Annotated in this window: 24 protein-coding genes; 2 read left to right on the forward strand and 22 right to left on the reverse strand. The window is 46.3% G+C overall.

Going from position 1 to position 23,292, the window contains the following annotated elements; translation table 11 throughout:
* Positions 1–10: 10 nt before the first annotated feature.
* On the reverse strand, positions 11–1,471 hold the full coding sequence (gene guaB / locus EAE30_RS15280; protein WP_123016686.1) for an IMP dehydrogenase: 1,461 nt from the start codon (positions 1,469–1,471) through the stop codon (positions 11–13).
* 209 nt (positions 1,472–1,680) lie between these two features.
* Between guaB and xseA the strand changes: the two genes are divergently transcribed.
* The gene (gene xseA, locus EAE30_RS15285; protein ID WP_123016687.1) at positions 1,681–3,018 is read left to right on the forward strand and encodes an exodeoxyribonuclease VII large subunit; all 1,338 of its coding nucleotides are present in this window, start codon (positions 1,681–1,683) and stop codon (positions 3,016–3,018) included.
* 6 nt (positions 3,019–3,024) lie between these two features.
* Here xseA and EAE30_RS15290 read toward each other — a convergent pair whose 3' ends face one another.
* From EAE30_RS15290 to trmJ, 20 genes are all read right to left on the reverse strand, one after another.
* Positions 3,025–3,252, reverse strand: coding sequence for a zinc ribbon domain-containing protein (locus EAE30_RS15290; protein WP_123016688.1), 228 nt, complete (start codon positions 3,250–3,252; stop codon positions 3,025–3,027).
* A 301-nt stretch (positions 3,253–3,553) separates the two neighbouring features.
* Positions 3,554–4,432 carry an alanyl-tRNA editing protein gene (locus tag EAE30_RS15295; RefSeq protein ID WP_390258916.1) on the reverse strand — a complete coding sequence of 293 codons (879 nt, stop codon included), beginning with the start codon at positions 4,430–4,432 and terminating at the stop codon, positions 3,554–3,556.
* Positions 4,433–4,500: 68 nt separating this feature from the next.
* On the reverse strand, positions 4,501–5,979 hold the full coding sequence (der, locus tag EAE30_RS15300; protein WP_123016689.1) for a ribosome biogenesis GTPase Der: 1,479 nt from the start codon (positions 5,977–5,979) through the stop codon (positions 4,501–4,503).
* A 148-nt stretch (positions 5,980–6,127) separates the two neighbouring features.
* A complete protein-coding gene (bamB, locus tag EAE30_RS15305) occupies positions 6,128–7,288 on the reverse strand; it encodes an outer membrane protein assembly factor BamB (protein ID WP_123016690.1) in 1,161 nt (386 codons plus the stop codon).
* A 12-nt stretch (positions 7,289–7,300) separates the two neighbouring features.
* A complete protein-coding gene (locus EAE30_RS15310) occupies positions 7,301–7,915 on the reverse strand; it encodes a YfgM family protein (RefSeq protein WP_123016691.1) in 615 nt (204 codons plus the stop codon).
* Positions 7,916–7,956: 41 nt separating this feature from the next.
* Entirely contained in the window at positions 7,957–9,222 is a 1,266-nt protein-coding gene (gene hisS, locus EAE30_RS15315) for a histidine--tRNA ligase (protein WP_123016692.1), read from the reverse strand.
* Between the two features lie 26 nt (positions 9,223–9,248).
* Positions 9,249–10,376, reverse strand: coding sequence for a flavodoxin-dependent (E)-4-hydroxy-3-methylbut-2-enyl-diphosphate synthase (gene ispG / locus EAE30_RS15320; RefSeq protein WP_123016693.1), 1,128 nt, complete (start codon positions 10,374–10,376; stop codon positions 9,249–9,251).
* Positions 10,377–10,385: 9 nt separating this feature from the next.
* Positions 10,386–11,369, reverse strand: a complete 984-nt coding sequence (rodZ, locus tag EAE30_RS15325; protein WP_123016694.1) for a cytoskeleton protein RodZ — start codon at positions 11,367–11,369, stop codon at positions 10,386–10,388.
* A gap of 302 nt (positions 11,370–11,671) precedes the next feature.
* Positions 11,672–12,793, reverse strand: a complete 1,122-nt coding sequence (gene rlmN, locus EAE30_RS15330; RefSeq protein ID WP_123016695.1) for a dual-specificity RNA methyltransferase RlmN — start codon at positions 12,791–12,793, stop codon at positions 11,672–11,674.
* Positions 12,794–12,992: 199 nt separating this feature from the next.
* Positions 12,993–13,418, reverse strand: coding sequence for a nucleoside-diphosphate kinase (gene ndk / locus EAE30_RS15335; protein ID WP_123016696.1), 426 nt, complete (start codon positions 13,416–13,418; stop codon positions 12,993–12,995).
* 201 nt (positions 13,419–13,619) lie between these two features.
* The gene (gene pepB, locus EAE30_RS15340) at positions 13,620–14,903 is read right to left on the reverse strand and encodes an aminopeptidase PepB (protein WP_123016697.1); all 1,284 of its coding nucleotides are present in this window, start codon (positions 14,901–14,903) and stop codon (positions 13,620–13,622) included.
* Positions 14,904–15,078: 175 nt separating this feature from the next.
* Positions 15,079–15,273, reverse strand: a complete 195-nt coding sequence (gene iscX, locus EAE30_RS15345; RefSeq protein WP_123016698.1) for a Fe-S cluster assembly protein IscX — start codon at positions 15,271–15,273, stop codon at positions 15,079–15,081.
* A gap of 54 nt (positions 15,274–15,327) precedes the next feature.
* Complete coding sequence (gene fdx / locus EAE30_RS15350; RefSeq protein WP_123016699.1) at positions 15,328–15,666, reverse strand: ISC system 2Fe-2S type ferredoxin; 339 nt, start codon at positions 15,664–15,666, stop codon at positions 15,328–15,330.
* An 11-nt stretch (positions 15,667–15,677) separates the two neighbouring features.
* The gene (hscA, locus tag EAE30_RS15355; protein ID WP_123016700.1) at positions 15,678–17,531 is read right to left on the reverse strand and encodes a Fe-S protein assembly chaperone HscA; all 1,854 of its coding nucleotides are present in this window, start codon (positions 17,529–17,531) and stop codon (positions 15,678–15,680) included.
* Positions 17,532–17,551: 20 nt separating this feature from the next.
* A complete protein-coding gene (hscB, locus tag EAE30_RS15360) occupies positions 17,552–18,067 on the reverse strand; it encodes a co-chaperone HscB (protein WP_123016701.1) in 516 nt (171 codons plus the stop codon).
* Positions 18,068–18,123: 56 nt separating this feature from the next.
* Complete coding sequence (gene iscA / locus EAE30_RS15365) at positions 18,124–18,447, reverse strand: iron-sulfur cluster assembly protein IscA (protein ID WP_123016702.1); 324 nt, start codon at positions 18,445–18,447, stop codon at positions 18,124–18,126.
* Between the two features lie 63 nt (positions 18,448–18,510).
* Positions 18,511–18,900 carry a Fe-S cluster assembly scaffold IscU gene (iscU, locus tag EAE30_RS15370; RefSeq protein ID WP_123016703.1) on the reverse strand — a complete coding sequence of 130 codons (390 nt, stop codon included), beginning with the start codon at positions 18,898–18,900 and terminating at the stop codon, positions 18,511–18,513.
* Positions 18,901–18,937: 37 nt separating this feature from the next.
* Positions 18,938–20,152 carry an IscS subfamily cysteine desulfurase gene (locus EAE30_RS15375; RefSeq protein ID WP_123016704.1) on the reverse strand — a complete coding sequence of 405 codons (1,215 nt, stop codon included), beginning with the start codon at positions 20,150–20,152 and terminating at the stop codon, positions 18,938–18,940.
* A 25-nt stretch (positions 20,153–20,177) separates the two neighbouring features.
* Positions 20,178–20,699, reverse strand: a complete 522-nt coding sequence (iscR, locus tag EAE30_RS15380) for a Fe-S cluster assembly transcriptional regulator IscR (protein ID WP_123016705.1) — start codon at positions 20,697–20,699, stop codon at positions 20,178–20,180.
* Between the two features lie 113 nt (positions 20,700–20,812).
* Positions 20,813–21,541, reverse strand: coding sequence for a tRNA (cytosine(32)/uridine(32)-2'-O)-methyltransferase TrmJ (gene trmJ, locus EAE30_RS15385; protein ID WP_123016706.1), 729 nt, complete (start codon positions 21,539–21,541; stop codon positions 20,813–20,815).
* A 181-nt stretch (positions 21,542–21,722) separates the two neighbouring features.
* Between trmJ and suhB the strand changes: the two genes are divergently transcribed.
* Positions 21,723–22,526, forward strand: a complete 804-nt coding sequence (suhB, locus tag EAE30_RS15390; protein ID WP_123016707.1) for an inositol-1-monophosphatase — start codon at positions 21,723–21,725, stop codon at positions 22,524–22,526.
* A gap of 145 nt (positions 22,527–22,671) precedes the next feature.
* Here suhB and EAE30_RS15395 read toward each other — a convergent pair whose 3' ends face one another.
* Positions 22,672–23,229 carry an isochorismatase family protein gene (locus EAE30_RS15395; protein ID WP_123016708.1) on the reverse strand — a complete coding sequence of 186 codons (558 nt, stop codon included), beginning with the start codon at positions 23,227–23,229 and terminating at the stop codon, positions 22,672–22,674.
* Between the last annotated feature and the right edge of the window lie 63 nt (positions 23,230–23,292).

The raw sequence follows: 23,292 nt of genomic DNA on the forward strand, positions 1-23,292 counted from the left end.
GTGTTATTTATTAAGCACGGTAGTTCGGTGCTTCTTTACTGATTTGTACATCGTGAACATGAGATTCTTTAATACCCGCGCCAGAGATGCGAACAAACTCGGCTTTGGTGCGTAAGGTTTCAATGTCCGGTGAGCCAGTCAGACCCATACAAGAACGTAACCCGCCCATTTGCTGGTGAACGATTTCTTTTAGGCGACCTTTATATGGCGTACGACCTTCAATGCCTTCAGGAACAAGTTTGTCTGCGGCGTTATCGCTTTGGAAATAACGATCGGATGAGCCTTTAGACATGGCGCCTAACGATCCCATACCACGGTATGCTTTGTATGAACGGCCTTGGTAAAGCACCACATCACCCGGAGATTCTTCGGTACCAGCAAGCATTGAGCCAACCATGACACACGATGCGCCCGCAGCGATGGCTTTTGAGATATCGCCTGAGAAACGAATACCACCATCGGCAATTACAGGAATATTGTATTCGTCAGCCACCGCTGCTGCTTCAGAAACGGCTGTCACTTGTGGAACACCAACGCCAGTCACAATACGAGTCGTACAGATAGAACCTGGGCCGATGCCGACTTTCACTGCGCTCACACCTGCGTCAATCAAAGCTTTCGCCCCTGCCGCTGTGGCAACGTTACCGCCGATGATATCCAGATTAGGGAACGCTTGACGAGTCTCGCGAATACGTTGTAACACGCCTTCTGAGTGGCCATGAGACGAGTCGATCAAGAGTACATCAACCCCCGCATCCACTAGCGCTTGAACACGTTCAACGTTGCTGTCACCAGCACCGACAGCCGCACCAACGCGTAAACGGCCTTGTTCGTCTTTACAGGCGTTCGGTTTACGTTCTGCTTTATGGAAGTCTTTCGCGGTAATCATGCCTTTTAGTTGGAATTCATCATTCACAACCAGTACTTTTTCAACACGATCGCGGTGCATGCTTTCTTGAACCACTTCACGTGATGCCCCTTCACTGACTGTCACCAAACGTTCTTTTGGTGTCATCACTGCCGAAACCAATTTGGTCATGTCAGTAACAAAGCGAATGTCACGCCCTGTAATGATCCCGACCAAATCGTGGTTTTCAGACACAACGGGGAAACCGGCAAAACCATGTTTTTCTGTCAGTGCTTTAACATCAGAGATGGTTGCATCTGGGTGAACAGTCACGGGATGGGTGACTACGCCCGCTTCGAAAATCTTCACGCGACGAACTTCTTCAGCTTGCTGTTCAATGGACATATTTTTATGAATAAATCCAATACCGCCCTCTTGGGCTAGAGCGATAGCAAGGCGAGCTTCTGTCACTGTATCCATAGACGCTGAAATCATAGGAATGTTTAGCGAAATGTTTTTCGTCAACCGAGTGCGAAGATCGGCTGTATTCGGGAGAACAGTTGAATGGGCTGGAACGAGTAAAACGTCGTCGAAGGTCAGAGCTTCTTTTGCAATTCGTAACATGTGCAATATCTCACAGCAGTGGAATGTAAAGTAAACAATCTTTATCGTCGTTTCGCATAACCATAAAGATCAATATTTGATATTGCGGAAGGATTATACCCACCAAGCAAACGGTTGGCTACACATTTTTTTAAAAATAATTTGCATTACCCCCCTAGATATGTATTATTTTGTCGCTAACTTCCATACTCACGTCTCGGAAATTTGCTTTGTCCAACCTCGCAAATCAAAATATCTATACCGTTTCTCGCCTCAATGCTGAAGTGCGTCGTATCCTTGAATCTGAAATGGGCATCGTTTGGTTAGTCGGTGAAATCTCTAACTTTTCTGCTCCTGTTTCCGGCCACTGGTACCTCACACTCAAAGATTCCCGAGCTCAAGTTAAAGCAGCCATGTTTAAAGGTCGAAATCGTCTAGTACAATTTCGTCCGCAGAATGGTCAGCAAGTCTTGATTAAAGCTCGCTTATCCTTGTATGAACCACGTGGCGATTACCAGATCATCATTGATAGCATGCAACCTGAGGGTGACGGCCGGCTGCAACAAGAGTTTGAACAACTCAAAATGCGCTTGGCTGGTGAAGGACTCTTTTCACAAGATCATAAAAAACCGCTGCCAACCCATCCTCGCTGTGTGGGGATTATTACTTCGAAAACCGGGGCCGCTCTGCACGATATTTTAAATGTGCTTAAAAGGCGCGATCCCAGTTTACCGGTTATCATCTATCCCACCATGGTTCAGGGGAACGAGGCAGCCATTCATATCGCTCAAGCGATTGGTTGCGCGAACAGCCGCAATGAATGTGACGTTTTGATTGTCGGCCGTGGCGGTGGCTCACTTGAGGATTTGTGGTGTTTCAATAATGAAATTGTCGCCCGTACCCTCTACGCGAGCCAGATCCCTGTGATCAGCGCGGTCGGCCATGAAGTGGATGTGACCATTGCCGATTTTGTTGCCGATGTCCGTGCTCCAACGCCTTCTGCCGCCGCCGAATTGGTCAGCCGCGATAATAGCGATAAACGCCAAGCTTTTGTGAACCACCAGCAGAAATTACTGGGTGAATGGCGCTACTATCTTTCTCAGCGTAAAAATCGTTTACAGCAACTGCAATATCGCCTCAATCAACAGCATCCAATGCATCGCTTACAGCGTCAGCAACAGTGGTTAGATGACAAAGAAGCCCGTCTGCGTCGGGCGATTGAACGGCATCTCTCTCACACTCGCCAGCATATTGCTCGGCAGCAATACCGGTTACAACTACAATCTCCGGTAGAACGCATTACCGCGCAAAGGCATACCTTATCCATTGCCGAAGCCAGACTTAAAGAGGCGATGCAACGTCAATTACTCAAACGCCGCTATCGCTTTAGTATGTTAACGGAAAAGCTTGATACCGTGAGTCCACTCTCCACTCTATCGCGTGGCTATTCCATCACGCAAAATGCGCAAGGAAAGGTGATCCATCACACGCGTGATGTCCAACCTGGCGATACATTGGTTACCCGAGTCTCAGACGGAGAAGTCCATTCGACCGTCATTCAATCTTAACGGTATTCACTGCCCCACAGCCGTATACGCGATCTGTACGGCTGATTTAGATTTCAGCTCATTACACGTATGACAAAAATAACTGACGGAACCACACGCTTGTAGTTTTTCTAACGGGCTTTGGCAGGTTGGGCAATACGCATGCTTCAGGTAATGCTGCTGACAAACTTGACATACATACTCCCCTTCTCGCCATTGCATCGCCTGCTTGCATTGCGGGCACTCATTTTCCATACAGACTCCTTCGTGTTTTTTATGATTATCACCATGAATGGCCGCACCATATTGACCCTAATCACATTTTATAAGAAATAGACCACATTTCTGCGTCATGCTCTACTCTGTACATATGGATCATTGCACGATCTTCTCCTTAATACCTCTTGATCAGCGATCTGTACCTAAAAGAACTTTTATATAACCACACCCCGAAAGCATAAGTTACATATCCTGTATTTGGATTTATAAAAGATTTATATACTAATAAAGACAGAATTAAATCGATTAATAAGAATTTAATAAAAAGATCGTCTCCTCAATTTACACAAATATGCGTTTGAATTTCGAAATGCAGTGAATCATGCGGAATCATACGTGCTTCGATGGTTTTATACTCATTCAAGCTCTGGGCATGGGTTCCTCCACATGGCATTGTAGCGACCTGATTGCGTTGTAAATGACATTGCCAGTAGCGAGAGTCCGTCAATGTAGTCCCTTCACACACCATCTTTATCGCTCCCGCTCCTGCCACCCACTGAGCCAGTCTCGCATTCGTGTGTGCTATCACTGTCTCCATTTGTGCGAGCAGCTCATCGGTATTTAAGCCGCGTTTGCGCAGCGTTTTTCCTAAACGGTAAAATACCCGTGCCTCATACGGCATGATCTGACTTTTTTCTTGAGCATAGTTATGAAAATGATAATGCCCGAGGGGATCTTTACGATCGGCCTGCTTACGCCACAATCCGAGCTCTTCAATGGCTTGATTCAATGCCATGCTGACTAAGTGCTCTGCGGTGTGAGCTAAGCTAAGAGAGCGTTGATACTCTCGATCCACTTGAAGTGTCACTGCATCACCACAGGTGACAGGCGCTTCTTTTTGAGCAATACGATGCACGACGACAAAACTCCATCCCGGCTCACCGCGTTTGACGGGAATCGCGTTATCAACGTATAACTCACCTGAAGCCTGTTCAATGACTCCGGTTAAGCAATCTATGACGGCAAACGCGTGCCCGTTTACGCACAGTTCGCCTTTATCGGCGGGTTGATCTGGCCAAATGTGACTGACAGGATGAAATGGTGTGATATCTGAGACAATATCAAGGCCACTGTCGTGGGTCTGAAGTGCGACGACCATAGCACGAACGGGCTCTGTAGAATAAGGAAAAGTCACTTGAGTGGCGGGAAACATAATCGAACCTTATCAGAATAGATAAGGCCCAGAATAACAAAAAAGCCCAAGAAAACTTGGGCTTTTTTTAATTATTTCTTACGCGATTTAACCATTTCCATCAAACGCTTACGTTTGCGCTCTTGGGAGAGCGTTCCTTTTCCACCTTTATTTTCATAAGGGTTTTCACTGCTTTGGAACTGAATTTTAATCGGGGTGCCCATAATTTCGAGAGAACGACGATAATAGTTCATCAAGTAGCGTTTGTAAGAATCAGGAAGTTCTTCAACCAAGTTACCATGCACCACGATAATAGGTGGGTTGTAACCGCCAGCGTGCGCGTACTTCATTTTCACGCGACGACCACGAATCATCGGTGGTTGGTGATCATCCGTTGCCATCTTCATAATGCGAGTCAAGATAGACGTGCTCACACGAGTAGTCGCGGATTTATAGGCTTCTTGCACCGATTCATACAAGTGACCAACCCCCGTACCGTGTAGCGCTGAGATGAAGTGAATACGAGCAAAATCGACAAAGCCGAGGCGACGATCCAGTTCTTTTTTCACGTTTTCTTTCACGTCTTTATCTAAACCGTCCCACTTGTTTACCGCAATCACAATAGAACGACCGGCGTTCAATGCAAAACCCAGTAAGCTGAGATCTTGATCGGAAATGTTTTCACGGGCATCAATCACGACCAAGACAACGTTAGCGTCTTCAATCGCTTTCAGGGTTTGTACGACAGAGAATTTCTCGACGGTTTCGTTGATACGCTTACGACGACGAACACCCGCGGTGTCGATCAATACGTATTCGCGTTCATCACGCTTCATCGGAATGTACACAGAATCTCGCGTCGTCCCTGGCATATCGTAAACCACGACACGCTCTTCCCCAAGAATACGGTTAATCAGCGTTGATTTACCAACATTAGGACGACCAATAATCGCTAACTTGATCGGTTGATCTTGCAAACGTTTATACGCGGCTTCCGCTTCTTCTTCGGTGTAGTCGAGTTTTTCTGACTCGTCTTCTATGTCGGTCAGATCTTCCAGCGCTGCTTCTTGTGCCAGTTCTTCCACAAACGGAGTTAAGACACGATCAATCATGACACTGACACCGCGTCCATGAGCTGCCGCGATCTGGAAAATATGGTCAATCCCGAGCTGCCAAAATTCGGCACTCGCGGCATCCGCATCGACACCGTCAACTTTGTTAACCACTAAAAATGAGGGCTTATCCGATTTACGTAAGTAATCCGCGATCATCTCATCTGATGAGGTGAGGCCAGCACGGCCATCAACTAAGAACAGAACAACATCCGCTTCTTCAATAGCCGCCAAAGATTGCTCAGCCATTTTGTTCTCTACGCCTTCTTCAGTGCCATCGATACCGCCGGTATCAATCACAATGAATTCATTTTCACCCACTTTCGCTTGGCCGTATTTACGGTCACGCGTTAATCCAGGGAAATCAGCGACTAATGCATCTCGAGTGCGAGTCAGTCGGTTAAATAACGTCGATTTACCAACATTCGGACGCCCAACAAGAGCAATTACAGGTACCATAATAACCTCAACACATCTTCGTTTTTATGTAGTTATAGGGAAAGATTCTCTCATAGAATAATGTTTACCTAAAATCACATATATCAATAAGAATAAAACGGCCCCTAGCTGTCACCAGCCAGGAGCCATTTGTGAATTATATCACGTTTTATTTGTTGAGCGTCAGTTTCTTTACAGAACCATCGCGTGTCACAACAATAAAACCGTCATCCAAGGCAAGCGGTGATACAGCAAAGCCACTGCTATCCACTTCTTGCTTGGCAACAAAGTCCCCCGTTGCGGGATCTAACCAGTACAGATACCCTTCAGAATCTCCGACAACCAAATACCCATCAATCATGGTTGGTGCGGTCACTAAGCGGTTCTCTAACTTAGAATTGGTCCATAACTCGGTACCACTGCGTGCGTCCACAGCAACAAGGTGATCGTCATCGGTAGCCACGAAGATCTTAGAACCATCCGTTGCAATATCGGTAGCAGAAGAATAGGTGCGCTTCCACAACGGTTGTCCAGAACGTAAATCGACCGCGACTAATTGCCCATTATAACCAATAGTGAATAAGTTCGTACCAATAATCAGTGGCGAGGAATCAACATCCACCAAACGGTCGATCTCTGTCGCGCCTTTCGGTTGACCAATCGACTGTTGCCAGATCATTTGCCCACGCTCAATAATGGCAGCGGCTAAATTCCCAGAAGGCGTGCCCCAAAACACACCGCCTGAAAACGAAACGAGTTCGCTATCGCCACGTAAGGTCAGGTTTGGCACTTCGGTACTGATGATCCAACGCTGCTTTCCGGTTTTGGAATCTAACGCGATGAGCGAGCCACGGCTCGTATTGATCATCACTAAGTTATCATCCGCAACCGGCGTCGCGAGAACTTCAGCATCGACATCGTGGGTCCATTCAAGCTTGCCTGTTTTGGCATCCAGCGCGTAAATAAGACCGTTTTCACTACCAATGTAAATGAGGCCGTAGGCATAACCGATACCACCAGCTAGGCGAGCCGGTTTGTCTTTTTCAAGATCGGCTTCCCAAACAATGTCGCCAGTTTCAGGATTCAACGCTTTGACTTTGCCATCGCGCGACGCCACATACACATTGTCATAGGCGTAAGCAGGTTTTAACTTCGAGTAAAAGTCACCCACCCCATCACCAATTGAGGTACTCCAATCTGACTCTGTCGTAATCTGGTTTTTCACCTGTGGAACAGGCGCCATAATGACGTTGTCTTCTTCTCCAGCACAACCAGCCAATAAGCCCAGTACAGAAGCAGAAAGCAGCACTTTGTTGAACATCTTTCTCATCAACTCGGGCCCTTATTTGGCTAAATCATCCAGTTTCATTTGCAGAGTCTGGCTAACATCTTTCGCTTGCTGGGCTTGTGAGTATGCAGAGTAAGCACCGCTCTTATCACCTTTGGCAAGTAAGATATCACCGCGTAGCTCATCAATACGCCCTTCCCAGCCTTTGGCTTTCACATTTTTCAATGTTGCGAGTGCATTGTCATACTGTTTCAGTTCCGACTCAACACGGGCAATACGCACAGCGATGACAGGTTTGAGTGCTTGGTCATCAGTATGAGACTGAGCCCACTTAAGCTGAGTGAGCGCTTTTTTCAGCTCTCCAGCCTCGACTTGCACTTTCGCCAACTGCATAGATGCTAACACCGCGTAGGCGGTATCTTTGTTCGCATCAATGTAATCTTGTACTTGCGCTTGAGATTTCGCGTTATCTTCAGATAGAACTTGCATGGTTTGCGCGTAATCAGTTGACGCATTTTCTTGCTTCGTCGTCTGAGAATCTTGGTAGTAATTCCATCCTAGCAAGCCACCGAGACCAAGAACGGCACCAACGATGACCGCTTTACCATTCTCTTTCCACCAGTCTCTGATCGCTTCAACTGTCTGTTCTTCAGTATCGTAGAGTTCCACTTCTTGTCCTTCTTAAATGAAATTTCGCCAAGTCAGCGCGTTTATACTAGGTGAGCCAGCTTTTGCACAACCTCTGTTTGGGTAACCGTTGTTTGGTCGCCACCAGCAAGATCTTTTATCACTACTGTACCTTGTGTGACTTCATCTTCACCAAGGACAAGAGCGACGGCTGCCCCCACTTTATCAGCACGTTTAAACTGCTTCTTAAAGTTGCCGCCTCCACAATGGTTCATCACACGTAAAGTTGGCATTTGCTCGCGCAGTTGTTCCGCCAGTTTCATTCCAGCTAGCGTGGTACCTTCACCCGCGGTGACAACGTACACATCCACAGCACGGCGCAATTCTAGATTACCCATGTTTTCCATCATCAGTACTAAGCGCTCAAGACCCATGGCAAAACCAACGGCCGGTGTTGCTTTACCGCCGAGTTGCTCAACAAGTCCATCATAACGCCCACCACCACATACTGTACCTTGGGCACCTAAGCTATCGGTGATCCACTCAAATACTGTGCGGTTGTAGTAATCCAGACCACGGACTAAGCGTTCGTTAACGGTATATTCGATGCCTGCAGCATCAAGAAGTTCACACAAACCAGCAAAATGTTGTTGCGATTCATCATCTAAGTAATCTGATAATTTAGGCGCATCAGTCAAAATGGCTTGAATGTCTTTATTTTTTGAATCCAATACACGCAATGGATTGGTGTACATACGACGTTTTGCATCCTCATCCAACACCTCTTGGTGCTGTTCGAAAAACGCAATCAAAGCGGTACGGTAGTGAGCACGTGCATCCAAAGAACCAATCGAGTTCAATTCTAGACGCAGATGTTCGTTGATACCAAGTTCACGCCACAAGCGCGCCGTCATCATGATCAGTTCCGCATCCACATCCGGCCCATCGATACCGAAGACTTCCACACCACATTGATTAAACTGACGGTAACGGCCTTTTTGTGGGCGTTCATGGCGGAACATCGGGCCCATGTACCATAGGCGTTGTTCTTGGTTGTAAAGCAAACCGTTTTGAATCCCAGAACGCACACATCCTGCGGTCCCTTCTGGGCGCAGTGTTAAGCTTTCATCATTGTCGTCAAAGGTGTACATCTCTTTTTCAACAACGTCAGTCACTTCACCAATCGCACGTTTAAATAGATGAGTCATCTCAACGATCGGCATACGTACTTCGCTGTACCCATAGGCACTGATTACATTTTTAATGACACCTTCCACTTTCTGCCAAAGTGGAGACTGACTTGGGAGACAATCGTTCATGCCTCGAACTGCTTGAATTGTTTTAGCCACAATACTTACCGTAATACCGTTGAGATTTAAGATTCACTACTTACTTCAGTCACATCAATGCGATTTTTTTCATCGAGCATGGATGCTTTAGCGCGGATTCTTGCTTCCAATTGATCAACAAGATTGTCGTTATCATAACGCTCTTTTTGACGCACGCCATCTTCGTAAATTGCACTTTTTCTGTTGCTTCCAGCCAGCCCTAAATGCGCGGCTTCTGCTTCGCCCGGACCGTTCACCACACAACCAATCACGGAAACGTCCATCGGTGTGAGCACATCTTCTAAACGCTGCTCTAACTGGTTGACCGTATTGATCACATCAAATTCTTGACGTGAACAACTTGGACACGCAATGAAGTTGATCCCACGAGAACGAATACGCAGCGATTTAAGAATATCAAAGCCAACTTTGATTTCTTCGACAGGGTCTGCGGCAAGCGACACACGCAATGTATCGCCAATGCCTTCAGAAAGCAGCATGCCCAAACCAATCGCAGACTTAACCGCGCCGGCACGCGCGCCACCTGCTTCTGTAATTCCTAGGTGTAACGGCTGATCGATTTGACTAGCCAGCAGACGATAGGCTCCTACGGATAAAAAGACATCCGAGGCTTTAACGCTCACTTTAAATTGATCGAAGTTTAAACGGTCCAGTATGTCGACATGGCGCATTGCCGATTCCACTAACGCTTCAGGCGTTGGTTCACCGTACTTCTCTTGGATCTCTTTTTCTAACGAGCCGCCATTAACGCCAATGCGAATCGGAATGTTTTTATCACGCGCACAATCAACAACGGAACGGATACGCTCTTCTTTACCGATATTACCCGGGTTAATACGTAAACAGTCCGCACCGTATTCCGCGACTTTTAACGCAATACGATAGTCAAAATGTATGTCCGCGATCAGCGGAAGATTCACCTGCTGACGAATTTGTTTAAAGGCTTCTGCCGCATCCATCGTCGGGACAGAGACACGCACCAAATCCGCGCCCACTTTCTCAAGTGAACGAATTTGCGCGACGGTGGCGTCCACATCTGTTGTTCTGGTGTTCGTCATAGATTGAACAGCGATGGGAGCCCCACCACCGATCGGAACGTCGCCGACTTGAATCCGAGTCGAGTTACGACGCTTAATAGGATTTTGTTGTTGCATAATAAATGTCTAAGGTAAGGTCAATCTTGCTACTTTACCTGAAGTATAACCGGAAAGGTCAACGGATTCATTATCAAAGGACATGTGAACCACTTCAGGAGCTCCGAGGACAACTTTGAATGGTTTATCACCACGCAAATCTAAAGACTGTCCTTTTTTCTTGATACCGATTGCTAAGGTTTTACCTGTCGCATCTTTTATTTGGATCCAACAATCCGCATCAAAACGCATTGTCAGTTGGGAATGAGATGAAACCGCTGGCTGAGAGTCTTGCGTGTCCGTCTGGCTCGCTGGAGAGTCGGTACTTTGAGCCGACGTGTTCGCCTGAGTATTCGGTTCTGCGCTATCGCGGTTATCCGCTGGGTTAGCACTCTGCGCGGATTCTGCCTGCGTGTCATCTTTGGCACTTGGCTCTGGTGAAGTTTCGGCACTTGCCGCTGATTGTCCATTATCAGGATTGGTCAAATCGCTAACCGTGGCAAACTCTTCATCTGCAACGGCCTTTTTAATTTCAGAAGCACTTGGAACGGAAAGTTTTGACGAGCTTGGCTGTGGAGACAATGTGTCTTGTTGGCTATTTTGATACCACCACAACGAAGACATGCCGACGATGACGAGTAAAATAATCCAAGTGAGGGTCATGAGGCGATTATCATTTTTATCGCGCTTAGTTTGCTTAGAGAAGCTTTGCATCGACTGTTGGTCAGGTTCGGCTACCTTACAGTGCTCTTCATAAGACTGTAAAATTTCTTCATCAGACACCCCGACCGCTTTCGCATAAGACAACAAATAGCCCCGAGTAAATGTGGCGACTTGATCACATTCAAGCTCATCGTTTTCGATACTGTCGATAATCGCACTACGCAGACGCAATCTATTAGCAACATCTTGTTTAGAATACCCCAAAGACTCACGTTTATTTTTCAATAACGTGCCGGGTTTAAGCGTGCTTTTATTGCTGTTTACTACTGTGTCGTCTTGTTCCATATTCATCCGCGATATTTATCTCTTGTTAGTGCTCGAGTCAAAAGCCTATTGCTAGATTTTTTATTAGAGTTAGTGGCAGACTTCAACAAGCGGGTACTTTATTAACTGCAGTATCGACTGAGTTTCGAATAATCTTAGCCTAATGTTTCATTCTAATAGATCTTAATCATGAAACAACAATGAATTGAATCAGAAACAACAAACAGCTCAAGGTTTTTCCCTATTTTGACAGAGGTATGGGCAAAAAACACCCATTCAATGCTGATATTACAAAACAGGCCAGCAATTGCTGACCTGTATAACTGTGTTTAAATCGCCGTAAACGGGATCGCTTGTGCGGCAAGCTCTTTCGCTTTGGTACGTTTTGTTCTATCAAGAACCTCACCGACTAACTGACCGCATGCAGCATCAATATCATCCCCGCGCGTCTTACGGATGGTGACGGTGTGCTCATGCTTCATCAATGTTTTCTGGAAACGATCGATGCGCGAGTTACTGGGTTTTTTATAAGGCGACCCTGGGTACGGGTTGAATGGGATCAGGTTAATTTTACATGGCGTACCACGCATTAATTGCGCGAGCTCTTCCGCATGCTCGGTGCCATCATTGACATGATCCAACAACACATACTCAACCGTCACTTTGCCGCGGTTTGCATTGGACGTGGCAATGTAACGACGAACCGTATCGAGGAAGGCCTCGATGTTCCAACGGTCGTTGATTGGCATGATTTGACTACGCAGCTCATCATTAGGCGCGTGCAATGAAATGGCTAATGCCACATCGATTTTATCAATCATTTGTTCTAGGCCAGAGACCACGCCGGAGGTCGAGACCGTGACGCGACGCTTCGACAACCCAAAACCTAAATCGTCTAACATGATTTCCAGTGATGGAATCAAGTTTTTCATGTTCAGTAATGGTTCGCCCATCCCCATCATCACGATATTGGTAATCGGACGGCGGCCCGTTTCTTTTTCCAAACCAACTTCACGCGCTGCGCGCCACACCTGACCGATGATCTCAGAGACTCGCAGGTTACGGTTAAAGCCCTGCTGGGCGGTTGAACAGAATTTACAATCCAACGCACAGCCCACCTGTGAAGAAACACATAAGGTGGCACGATCGCCATCGGGAATATAAACCGTCTCAACGTCTTGGTTACCCACTCGCATCGCGAACTTGATGGTGCCATCAGATGAATGTTGAGCAGCAGAAACCGTCGGCGCTTCAACCACACATTTAGCGTGCAGTTTTTCGCGTAGCTTTTTATTCAGGTTGGTCATGTTATCGAAGTCATCAATACCAAAATGGTAGATCCACTTCATGACCTGATCGGCACGAAACGCTTTCTCACCCAATTCTTCTGAGAAATATGTACGCATACCCTTGCGATCAAAGTCTAATAAGTTGACTTTATTACTAGTCATGAAGGCCTCTCAAACGTGGAATAGTCAATAAGGGCGCGAATTGTACAGCCTTTACGCAATGACAACAAGTGTATTAAAACCGCGTTTTCTATAAGCCTTTATTAATACTGTATTTTTACTCTGAGGGTTTATTGATAATAGAGACAAAAAAAGCTTCTGCGAACAGAAGCTTTCATCGTCATTCATGCGCGTTCACGCATTAACGGTCACAAATCTCGGAGGCCGGGAAGAAAAATTCAATCTCACGTGCCGCAGATTCAGGGCTATCACTACCGTGGACCGAGTTTTCTCGCATGCTCAACGCATAATCGTTGCGTAATGTGCCGCACGCCGCTTCTTCTGGGTTGGTTTTACCCATCAGTTCACGATAACGTGTAATGGCATTTTCCCCTTCTAACACTTGCACCATGATAGGCCCAGACGTCATAAACTCTTTTAAGGGCGCAAAGAAGCTCTTGCCTTCATGCTCGGCATAGAAACCACACACTTGCTCTTCAGTTAAATGGACCATTTTAGCGGCGACAATACGCAGACCCGCTTTTTCAAAGCGATTGTAAATTTCACCCACTAGGTTACGTTGAACCGCGTCAGGTTTAATAATAGAAAAGGTTCTTTCTAGAGACATAAGATGTCCTTATATTTATCGTTAGATTTGAATGCATTGGATTAGAAAACTATTTATAACAATAAGATAAAAAACTCGCGTTCGCGAATAGTAATCGGCCATCACCCGTTGAAGTCATGACCCTTATCACACTCTGTTATCTCATTACGTCATCATGACAAACCGCCTCCGGCTTGCCATGATGCAAAACCAACCCTTTTGTTATTGGGTTAGAATATTGGCGAGCGTTTTGACGCCCATCCCCGTCGCGCCAGCTGCCCATTGATCACTGGCTGATTTACGGTAAGTGCCTGCGCAATCAAAGTGCAACCACCCAGATTGATACTCTTCAACAAAGTGCGACAAGAACGCCGCCGCAGTGCTCGCGCCCGGTGCATAATCCCCTGAAGAGATATTCGACATGTCAGCAAAGTTTGATGGCAGCATATCACGGTGGAACTCAAACAACGGCAAGCGCCACAATCCTTCATTTTCCTCTTGAGCACTAGCAAGCGCTTTCTGTGATAAGGCATCATCAAAGCTCAATAGCGCGTGGAAATCATTGCCTAGCGCATTTTTTGCCGCGCCTGTTAACGTCGCACAATCAATGATCATTTCCGGTTTTTGTTCACTGGCGTAAATCAAACCATCCGCTAAGACCAAACGGCCTTCCGCATCGGTATTCATGACTTCCACCGTTTTGCCGTTTTTGTAGCGAATGATATCGCCAAGTTTCAGAGCACGACCTGAAATCATATTTTCAGCACAACATAAAACCAGCTTAATGCGCTTGTTACAGCCACGTAGAATCGATAATGCAAGAGCGCCAGTTGCCGTGCCAGAGCCGCCCATGTCCGATTTCATTGCTGTCATAAAGTTGGATGGTTTCAAACTGTAACCACCAGAATCAAACGTGATCCCTTTACCCACTAAGCACGCGTAAACCGGCGCATCGGCTTGGCCGGTCGGGTTATAATCGAGTTGCAGCACCGCGGAAGTTCGTTGCGAACCACGGCCAACGGCATACGTCCCTTCCCAACCTTCGGTCAAAAGATCTTTATCTTTGACAATTCGATACGTCACTTTCTCTGGAGACAGTGATTTAATAAATTCTCCGGCCATCGTCGCTAACTGGCGAGGCGCGACTTCTTCGGCGGTTTTATTAATGATATCACGCACCCAATCAATCACTTTAATGCGCGCGTTCAGCTCTTCTTGCTCTGCGGCTGGTAGCTCTGGCCATTCCATCTGGTTACGATGTTTAGCTTCGCGAAAGCCTTGGTAGAAAGCCCAAATACTTTCCAGCCCCCAACCTTCGCCAGCCAGTGACAGATCGCGTATTCCTTGGGAACAAAACTTACGCGCCGCACGTTGCACGTTGCTCAAATCAGACTGTTCTTTCACATGAACGTGAGCGCCATGCTCATCAAATGAAATGAGTGCGTTTTCCCCCCACTGAGGCTGAGGGGCTTCAAGACTTAAAAATACAGACATTTGTGCAGACATGGTTACTCCTTATCTCATTACGATGACGCGAACCTGCGCCATGATCATTAACTATTGTCGAATAGTAGCATTATGCGTGAATAAAATGACAGTTAGAATAAAAAAACGAGCCTTTTCGGCTCGTTTTTATCCGTGATGACATGTCACTTAAAAAGTAACAATGACGTCAGCGCGATCAATCAAGCTCGTCCATCCAGCATAGGATGATGGCTTCAAGAATCTTTTCATTGGAGCGCTCTGGATCGTCATCAAACTCTTCCAGATCTAAAATCCATTGATGAAGATCGGTAAAGCGAACATTCTTCGGATCAATGTCTGGATACTGTTCACTGAGTTCGATCGCAATATCGCGCGAGTCTGTCCATTGCATTTTGGCTTCCTCTTGTTATTGTCCCCTCACTTAAGGAGGCGACGGCATCCATGTTTAGTGATCTTCTTTCGCATGGTTCAGCGAGTATTTCGGGATTTCAACCACCAGATCTTCATCCGCGATACGCGCTTGACAACCTAAGCGAGATTCTGGCTCAAGACCCCACGCTTTATCAAGCATGTCGTCTTCTAGCTCATCACTTTCATCAAGCGAATCAAACCCTTCACGAACAATAACGTGACAAGTGGTACACGCACACGATTTTTCACATGCATGTTCAATTTCAATACCATTTTTCAGCGCCACATCGAGCACTGATTCTCCGGTGTTTCCATCAAGTTCAGCGCCTTCTGGGCACAGTTCACTGTGTGGCAAAATAATAATTTTTGGCATTGTTATTATCTCTATATATCGTCTACTGATTGACCTGCTAATGCAGCACGAATGGATTTATCCATGCGACGAGAAGCAAAATCTTGACTGGCTTTATCCGTGTCTTTAATGCCTTGTTCAATGGCATCAGGATTATCACCGTTACGTAATTCAATCAATGCTTCGATGGACGCAAGCAGTTCAGCACGCTCGGCGTCTGTCAAAAGCTCATCACCATCCTGCTGCATCGCAGAGATTAACCCTTCAATCACTCGATCGGCTTCAACCCGTTGCTCAGCTAAAGAGCGAGCGTGCATGTCGTCTTGTGCATGCGTCATCGAATCGCGTAGCATACTTGCGACTTCATCATCACTCAGCCCATACGCAGGCTTCACTTGAATTTCAGATTGAACGCCGGTGCTTTTTTCCATTGCCGTCACCGACAAAAGACCATCCGCATCCACCTGGTAAGTCACACGAATGTGCGCCGCTCCAGCCGCCATTGGCGGAATGCCTTTCAAAGAAAAACGCGCCAAAGAACGACAATCGTCAACCAACTCACGTTCGCCTTGCATGACATGCACAGTCATACCGGTTTGACCGTCTTTGAAGGTCGTAAACTCTTGTGCGCGAGCCACCGGAATCGTGGTATTGCGTGGAATGATTTTTTCCACTAATCCACCCATGGTTTCAATGCCCAGCGACAATGGAATCACATCCAGCAACAGCATTTCTGAGTCTGGCTTGTTGCCGACCAAGATGTCCGCTTGCTGAGCCGCACCGATCGCAACGACTTCATCTGGGTTAATGCTGGTAAGTGGCTCACGCTCAAAAAACTCACCGACCATCTCACGCACTAACGCAGTACGTGTTGAGCCGCCCACCATGACGACTTCAAGGACTTCATCGACACTCACTTCGCAATCGCGCAGTGCACGACGGCAAGACATCAGCGTTTTCTTCACCAGAGGACGAATCAGATCATCAAACTCGGCGCGAGTCAGTGTCCCTTGCCAATCAAGCACGTCAATACTCGCACAGTCTGACTCTGATAAATCAAGTTTGGCTTGCGTTGCGGCGTTGAGTAGCTCGCGATATTGCTCTGCGGACAAGGCACCATCAAGGCCCATTTGCGCTTTAAAATGTTGCGCAATGAGTTGGTCAAAGTCATCGCCACCGAGAGCGGAATCGCCCCCAGTCGCCAGCACTTCAAATACGCCTTTCGATAAACGCAGAATGGAAATATCAAAGGTGCCACCCCCTAAATCGTAAACCGCGATAATCCCTTCCTGTCCAGAATCCAGACCGTAAGCGATCGCGGCGGCGGTTGGCTCGTTTAATAAACGCAACACATGTAAACCCGCAAGGTTAGCAGCATCTTTGGTTCCCGCACGCTGCGCGTCATCAAAATAAGCAGGCACCGTAATGACTACGCCTGACAATTCCCCTTTTAGGGATTCTTCAGCGCGAGCGCCAAGCGCTTTAAGAATATCTGCGGAGACTTGAATAGGGTTTTTATCACCATGAGCCGTTTGCAGAATCGGTAACCCTTTTTCACTGGCTTTAAACTGGTATGGCAAATCAGGGTAGCGGGTTTGAATGTCTTCGAGAGAACGACCGATCATGCGCTTCACAGAGCTGACCGTGTTCTTCGGATCAAGCTTTGCGTTCTCACGGGCCTCGTAGCCCACGTTAACCACATCGTTAGAGTAACTGACAACAGAAGGCAGAATACCGCGACCTTGAGAATCATTCAGGGTTGACGCCGTACCACTACGTACCGTCGCTACCAATGAATTGGTCGTACCCAAATCAATCCCCACTGCCAACTTATGTTCATGTGGCGCTGAGCTTTGACCCGGTTCTGCAATTTGAAGTAATGCCATGGAGGATCCTTATTCTCGAATTAGCCGAGTAACTTATCTTCGACTTTTTCTATTTCATCTTTTAATTTTGCAATGAATTTAAGCTTACGAATGGTCTCAGCTGCACTTTCCCATTCCCCATCATCGAGCTGTTGTTCCACTTGATTGAGATGAGTTTTCATCAGTGAGGAAACCTTGTCGTCAAATGTCATTAAGGCACTGTCTGGGTCAGCGCTAGACTCAATCGCTTCGAGCTCTTCACGCAGTTCCATTTGTTCCATCAGAAACATAGGATCTTGCAGTGTTTGTTGTTCGCCTTGCAGCTCAATTCCGTGCAGTGAAACCAAATATTCAGCCCGACTGATCGGGGCTTTTAAAATGCGATAGGCATCATTAATCTGCGACGCTTTTTGAACAGAGGAGAGACGGTCACGTTCCGATGCTGATGCAAAATTATCAGGGTGAAAGCGCTTTTGTAATTCTCGAAACTGAGAAGCAAGAAGGCTACCATCCAGTGTAAACTGAGTTGGTAGCCCAAATAATTCAAAATAGTTCATGTCACACTTGTCCTGTTTTCAGGCGAGCCAACACACCGAACTCTGAGCAATGACGGTTAAACGGTGAAACTTTCACCACAGCCACATTCACCTTTGATATTCGGGTTATTGAACTCAAAACCTTCATTTAACCCTTCTTTTTTGTAATCAAGTTCGGTGCCATCTAAATAGACCAAACTTTTCGGGTCAATAATCACTTTTACGCCATTGTCGTCAAAGACCTGATCTTCTTCGTTCAGCTCATCAACAAATTCCAGCACATATGCCATACCAGAACACCCGGTTGTTTTCACACCAAGACGCAGCCCGATGCCCTTTCCACGGTTATCGAGAAAGGTTTGAATGCGACTCGCGGCAGTATCTGTGAGAGTAATGGCCATACTACAACCTTAATTATCTAAATTCACAAAACAGGATGGGACTTGCGCCCCACCCTTTATTTCTTACTCGAATGACTGAGTTTTTTTCTTGTAGTCTGAAACCGCGGCTTTGATGGCGTCTTCAGCTAAGATAGAACAGTGAACTTTCACAGGAGGAAGTTCTAATTCTTCAGCAATTTGAGAGTTTTGAATGGATGCAGCTTCATCAATGCTCTTGCCTTTGACCCACTCAGTGACCAGTGAGCTAGACGCGATTGCGCTACCACAACCATACGTTTTAAATTTTGCATCTTCGATGATCCCTTCTGGGCTCACCTTAATTTGTAGACGCATTACGTCACCACACGCTGGTGCGCCAACCATGCCGCTACCGATTGTTGGATCTTCTTTATCAAATGAACCTACGTTACGTGGGTTCTCGTAATGGTCGAGTACTTTTTCGCTATATGCCATGATTTTTACCTCTAATCCTTTGTGTTATCGAAGCAGTTTAGTGACTGCTCCACTCAACAGTGCTTAGGTCTACGCCGTCTTGATACATATCCCAAAGTGGTGACATGTCACGTAATTTAGTCACGGCTTCACGAATCTGTTTCACTGCGTGGTCTACTTCTTCTTCCGTTGTGTTACGGCCGAAAGAGAAACGAATCGAGCTGTGCGCAAGTTCATCGTCGAGCCCCAGTGCGCGTAGCACATAAGATGGCTCAAGACTGGCTGATGTACATGCGCTGCCTGATGATACAGCGATATCTTTCAATGACATCAATAGTGACTCACCTTCAACAAAAGCAAAGCTGATGTTTAAGTTGTGTGGTAGACGTTGCTCTAAATCGCCATTGACCGTCACTGCTTCCATATCTTTCAAGCCGTCCAGCATGCGTTCACGAAGGACAAGAGCATGATCGAAATCTTTTTGCATGTCTTCTTTTGCGATGCGACATGCCTCTCCCAAACCAACGATTTGATGAGTTGGAAGGGTACCAGAACGGAATCCACGTTCATGACCGCCACCGTGCATTTGTGCTTCGAGACGAATACGTGGCTTACGGCGGATGTAAAGAGCACCGATACCTTTTGGTCCGTAAATTTTGTGACCTGAAATAGACATCAAATCTACTTTCAGGTTTTGCATATCGATAGGTAACTTACCGACAGACTGAGCGGCATCGACATGGAAGACAATTTTGTGTGAACGACACAGTTCGCCAATCGCTTCAATATCTTGAATCACACCGATTTCATTGTTCACATGCATAACAGACACAAGAACCGTGTCTTCACGCATTGCCGCTTCTAACTTAGCAAGATCAATAAGACCGTTCGTCTCAGGGGTTAAATACATAACCTCAAACCCTTCACGCTCAAGTTGGCGGCAGGTATCTAAAACGGCTTTATGCTCCGTTTTAACGGTAATGATATGCTTACCTTTTTTGCCATAAAAGTGCGCAGCACCTTTGATAGCAAGGTTATCAGATTCAGTGGCACCAGAGGTAAAGACGATTTCACGAGGATCCGCATTCAATAGATCAGCAATTTGCTCACGAGCTGTGTCTACGGCCTCTTCTGCCTGCCAGCCATAACGATGCGATCGAGAAGCTGGGTTACCGAAGTTACCGTCCATCGTCATGTAGTGAACCATTTTTTCAGCAACACGTGTATCAACAGGACATGTTGCTGAATAATCGAAATAAATAGGCAGTTTCATTTTCTACTCCAATGTAATATTGCCGCTATGAGCGAGCATTAATACCAGCGGGGGTTGCACTAACGGTGACAGTATTTGAATTCTTCTGTGCCATCCCGTGGTTAACCGTCAAACCAATTGTCTGGCGATCGGAAATTTCTAAAACTTCATTATCAATCATCAACTCACCGAGCGAGATGTTGTCTAAGAAGTCACTGATACGTGAGCTTAAATCACGCCAAAGGGTATGAGTCAAGCAACGAGTTCCGCCTTGGCAGTCACCTTTACCATTGCACTTGGTCGCATCGATGGATTCATCGACGGCAGCAATCACTGTACCGATGGAAATGTCTGTTGGTTCAGACCCTAAACGATAACCGCCACCAGGACCACGAACAGAAGACACCAATCCAGCTTTACGTAATTTGGAAAACAATTGTTCAAGGTATGACAATGAAATACCTTGTCTTTCTGATATATCGGCCAAAGGTACCGGATTTTGTTGCGAGTTCAGCGCTACATCAAGCATCGCTGTTACTGCATATCTTCCTTTCGAAGTCAGTCTCATATCACACCGTATCCACATTGTTAATATGGTCTCAGTGTTCCATACCTGACTAATTTGGTCAAGTATTTATTTGAGTAAATTAGTCAAGCATTAGACCCTAGTTAATACAAGGTCTATTTGTGTTTTAATTGTTTCTCAACCGAAGACAAAATACCGCGCAAAATATTGAGTTCCGGCGATTCAGGTCGCGCGCGACTGAACAAACGGCGTAACTTATTCATCACCTGCCCGGGCTGCTCTGGATTAATGAAATCGGTTTGCGTGGCCACTTTTTCAAGGTGTGCATAGAACAATTCCAACTCTTTTTGACGTGGGTATTCCAACGCCTTCGGTTTGGCGTACGCCGCCGCATCGCGATCCAACTGTGCAACACGGCATTCATAACACAAGGTTTGCACTGCCATCGCCAAATTGAGCGAGCTGTAATCTGGATTGGCAGGAATGGCGACATGGAAGTGACACTTCTGCAGTTCAGCGTTTTCTAACCCTGTTCGTTCACGCCCAAAGATAATCGCGACCGGATGAGATTCGGTTTCAATCGCAAACTTTTCCCCGCATTCACGTGGATTAAGCATTGGCCATTCCAGTGTTCTCGAGCGCGCACTCGTTCCGACCACTAATCCGCAATCACTCACTGCTTCATCCAAGCTACTCACAATTTGAGCATTCATTGCGATATCGCTAGCACCAGAAGCAAGCGCCATGGTTTGCTCATTAATCTCACATTGAGGGTTCACTAATACTAGGTGGCTCAGGCCCATGACTTTCATTGCTCGCGCAGCGGAGCCAATGTTCCCAGAATGTGACGTTTCGACCAAAACGACCTTGATATTATCTAGCATGAAGGAATTACACCATTAAAAAAAAACGCGGACAGGAGTTTACCATAATCCTAATAAAAATGGTCAGACCCTTTTCATACCTGTTGTTATGAATGATGATAAAATAACCACTTCCCTTTTGGGAAACTTTTGTTATACTGCCCGCCGCTTTTTCGTTCTTTAACATCCGTTGGGAAATCGTATGCATCCAATGCTAAACATTGCTATTCGCGCCGCGCGAAAAGCAGGCAATCATATTGCTAAATCTCTAGAAAATGCTGAGAAAATTGAAACAACTCAGAAAGGTATCAATGACTTTGTCACAAACGTAGACAAAGAAGCTGAAGCCATGATCATTCATACTATTCAGAGCTCTTACCCTGAGCACTGCATTGTGGCTGAAGAAGGCGGTCTTATCGAAGGAAAAGATAAGGACGTTCAATGGATCATCGACCCACTGGATGGCACGACTAACTTTGTAAAAGGCATTCCTCATTTTGCGGTTTCTATTGCTGTGCGCATGAAAGGCAAAACCGAAGTGGCATGTGTTTACGACCCTATGTTGAATGAATTGTTTACCGCACAACGTGGTGCCGGTGCACAATTGAACAATGCTCGTATCCGTGTAAAACAAATCAAAGACTTGCAAGGCGCAATTCTGGCCACTGGCTTCCCATTTAAACAAAAGCAGCACTCAGAATCTTTCATGAAGATTTTATCGGCATTGTTCGTTGAATGTGCCGACTTCCGCCGCACGGGTTCAGCCGCATTGGATTTATGTTATGTTGCTGCCAACCGTGTTGACGGTTACTTTGAACTCGGCTTAAAGCCTTGGGATTTGGCTGCTGGCGATCTGATCGCTCGTGAAGCTGGCGTGATCATTACGGACTTCGCTGGTGGTACTGATTACCTGAAATCAGGTAATGTTGTTGCGTCAAGCGCACGTGGTGTGAAAACAATTATTAAGCACATCCGTGAAAACGCGAACGACTCTATTCTGAAATAATTATTAAGCTCCGTCACAGCTGAAAAAAGCCCGAACTCACCGAGTTCGGGCTTTTTTATCGACGCTCAACCGTCGTGGGCAAGTGTCTAACCAAAATAATAACCGAGAAACAGCCCACCACGTTAAATGAGACGGGTTGAACGCACTACGCGTTCAATATCTTGATTAGATCACTCGTCGAGCCGACTTCGGCAATCATTGGAAAAATATTGTCGACCGCATGCCGATGATTGGTGAAGCTCAGATCGGCCATGGCATCTTCAACTAAGGTAACGTTATAGCCAAGCTCATACGCTTGACGCGCAGTCGACTCAACGCCCATAGACGTTGCAATCCCCACTACTACGACTTGTGTGACGCCTTGCTGTTTAAGCTGAGTGTGCAAATCCGTATTGATTAGTGCTCCCCAACAATGTTTGGTCACGACAATATCATCATCTTTACGCGGCAATGCTGGAATAAAATCAGACCAGTTTGTTGGTACTTCTTCTCCACCAGTGTGAGGGAAACTCGTCCGCCCTGGTGCCCCACCTTCCACATTGACAAGCACTACAGGGAGCTTTTTAGCGTGAAAGGCATTAATCAATTGTACAGAATGCTCAACCGCTGTTTTTGCCTCTGCTTCTGGTGCTAGGGGCACAATGCCTTCTTGTAAATCAATTACGATGAGCGCTGTCTTGGAATCTAATTGCGAAATAGTCATGATGAATCCCCTTTCACGGTTAATAAAACAAATTTGTCAGTGATAAAAAAAGCCACATACTGT

The sequence above is a fragment of the Vibrio zhugei genome (genome assembly GCF_003716875.1).
Taxonomy (GTDB): Bacteria; Pseudomonadota; Gammaproteobacteria; order Enterobacterales; family Vibrionaceae; genus Vibrio; species Vibrio zhugei.

Excerpts from the sequence above, each read along its gene's own strand:
- guaB (WP_123016686.1), bottom strand. The coding sequence starts at position 1,471 with ATGTTACGAATTGCAAAAGAAGCTCTGACCTTCGACGACGTTTTACTC.
- EAE30_RS15290 (WP_123016688.1), bottom strand. The coding sequence starts at position 3,252 with ATGGAAAATGAGTGCCCGCAATGCAAGCAGGCGATGCAATGGCGAGAA.
- der (WP_123016689.1), bottom strand. The coding sequence starts at position 5,979 with ATGGTACCTGTAATTGCTCTTGTTGGGCGTCCGAATGTTGGTAAATCG.
- bamB (WP_123016690.1), bottom strand. The coding sequence starts at position 7,288 with ATGAGAAAGATGTTCAACAAAGTGCTGCTTTCTGCTTCTGTACTGGGC.
- ispG (WP_123016693.1), bottom strand. The coding sequence starts at position 10,376 with ATGCAACAACAAAATCCTATTAAGCGTCGTAACTCGACTCGGATTCAA.
- rodZ (WP_123016694.1), bottom strand. The coding sequence starts at position 11,369 with ATGAATATGGAACAAGACGACACAGTAGTAAACAGCAATAAAAGCACG.
- rlmN (WP_123016695.1), bottom strand. The coding sequence starts at position 12,793 with ATGACTAGTAATAAAGTCAACTTATTAGACTTTGATCGCAAGGGTATG.
- ndk (WP_123016696.1), bottom strand. The coding sequence starts at position 13,418 with ATGTCTCTAGAAAGAACCTTTTCTATTATTAAACCTGACGCGGTTCAA.
- pepB (WP_123016697.1), bottom strand. The coding sequence starts at position 14,903 with ATGTCTGCACAAATGTCTGTATTTTTAAGTCTTGAAGCCCCTCAGCCT.
- iscX (WP_123016698.1), bottom strand. The coding sequence starts at position 15,273 with ATGCAATGGACAGACTCGCGCGATATTGCGATCGAACTCAGTGAACAG.
- fdx (WP_123016699.1), bottom strand. The coding sequence starts at position 15,666 with ATGCCAAAAATTATTATTTTGCCACACAGTGAACTGTGCCCAGAAGGC.
- hscA (WP_123016700.1), bottom strand. The coding sequence starts at position 17,531 with ATGGCATTACTTCAAATTGCAGAACCGGGTCAAAGCTCAGCGCCACAT.
- hscB (WP_123016701.1), bottom strand. The coding sequence starts at position 18,067 with ATGAACTATTTTGAATTATTTGGGCTACCAACTCAGTTTACACTGGAT.
- iscA (WP_123016702.1), bottom strand. The coding sequence starts at position 18,447 with ATGGCCATTACTCTCACAGATACTGCCGCGAGTCGCATTCAAACCTTT.
- iscU (WP_123016703.1), bottom strand. The coding sequence starts at position 18,900 with ATGGCATATAGCGAAAAAGTACTCGACCATTACGAGAACCCACGTAAC.
- EAE30_RS15375 (WP_123016704.1), bottom strand. The coding sequence starts at position 20,152 with ATGAAACTGCCTATTTATTTCGATTATTCAGCAACATGTCCTGTTGAT.
- iscR (WP_123016705.1), bottom strand. The coding sequence starts at position 20,699 with ATGAGACTGACTTCGAAAGGAAGATATGCAGTAACAGCGATGCTTGAT.
- trmJ (WP_123016706.1), bottom strand. The coding sequence starts at position 21,541 with ATGCTAGATAATATCAAGGTCGTTTTGGTCGAAACGTCACATTCTGGG.
- suhB (WP_123016707.1), top strand. The coding sequence starts at position 21,723 with ATGCATCCAATGCTAAACATTGCTATTCGCGCCGCGCGAAAAGCAGGC.
- EAE30_RS15395 (WP_123016708.1), bottom strand. The coding sequence starts at position 23,229 with ATGACTATTTCGCAATTAGATTCCAAGACAGCGCTCATCGTAATTGAT.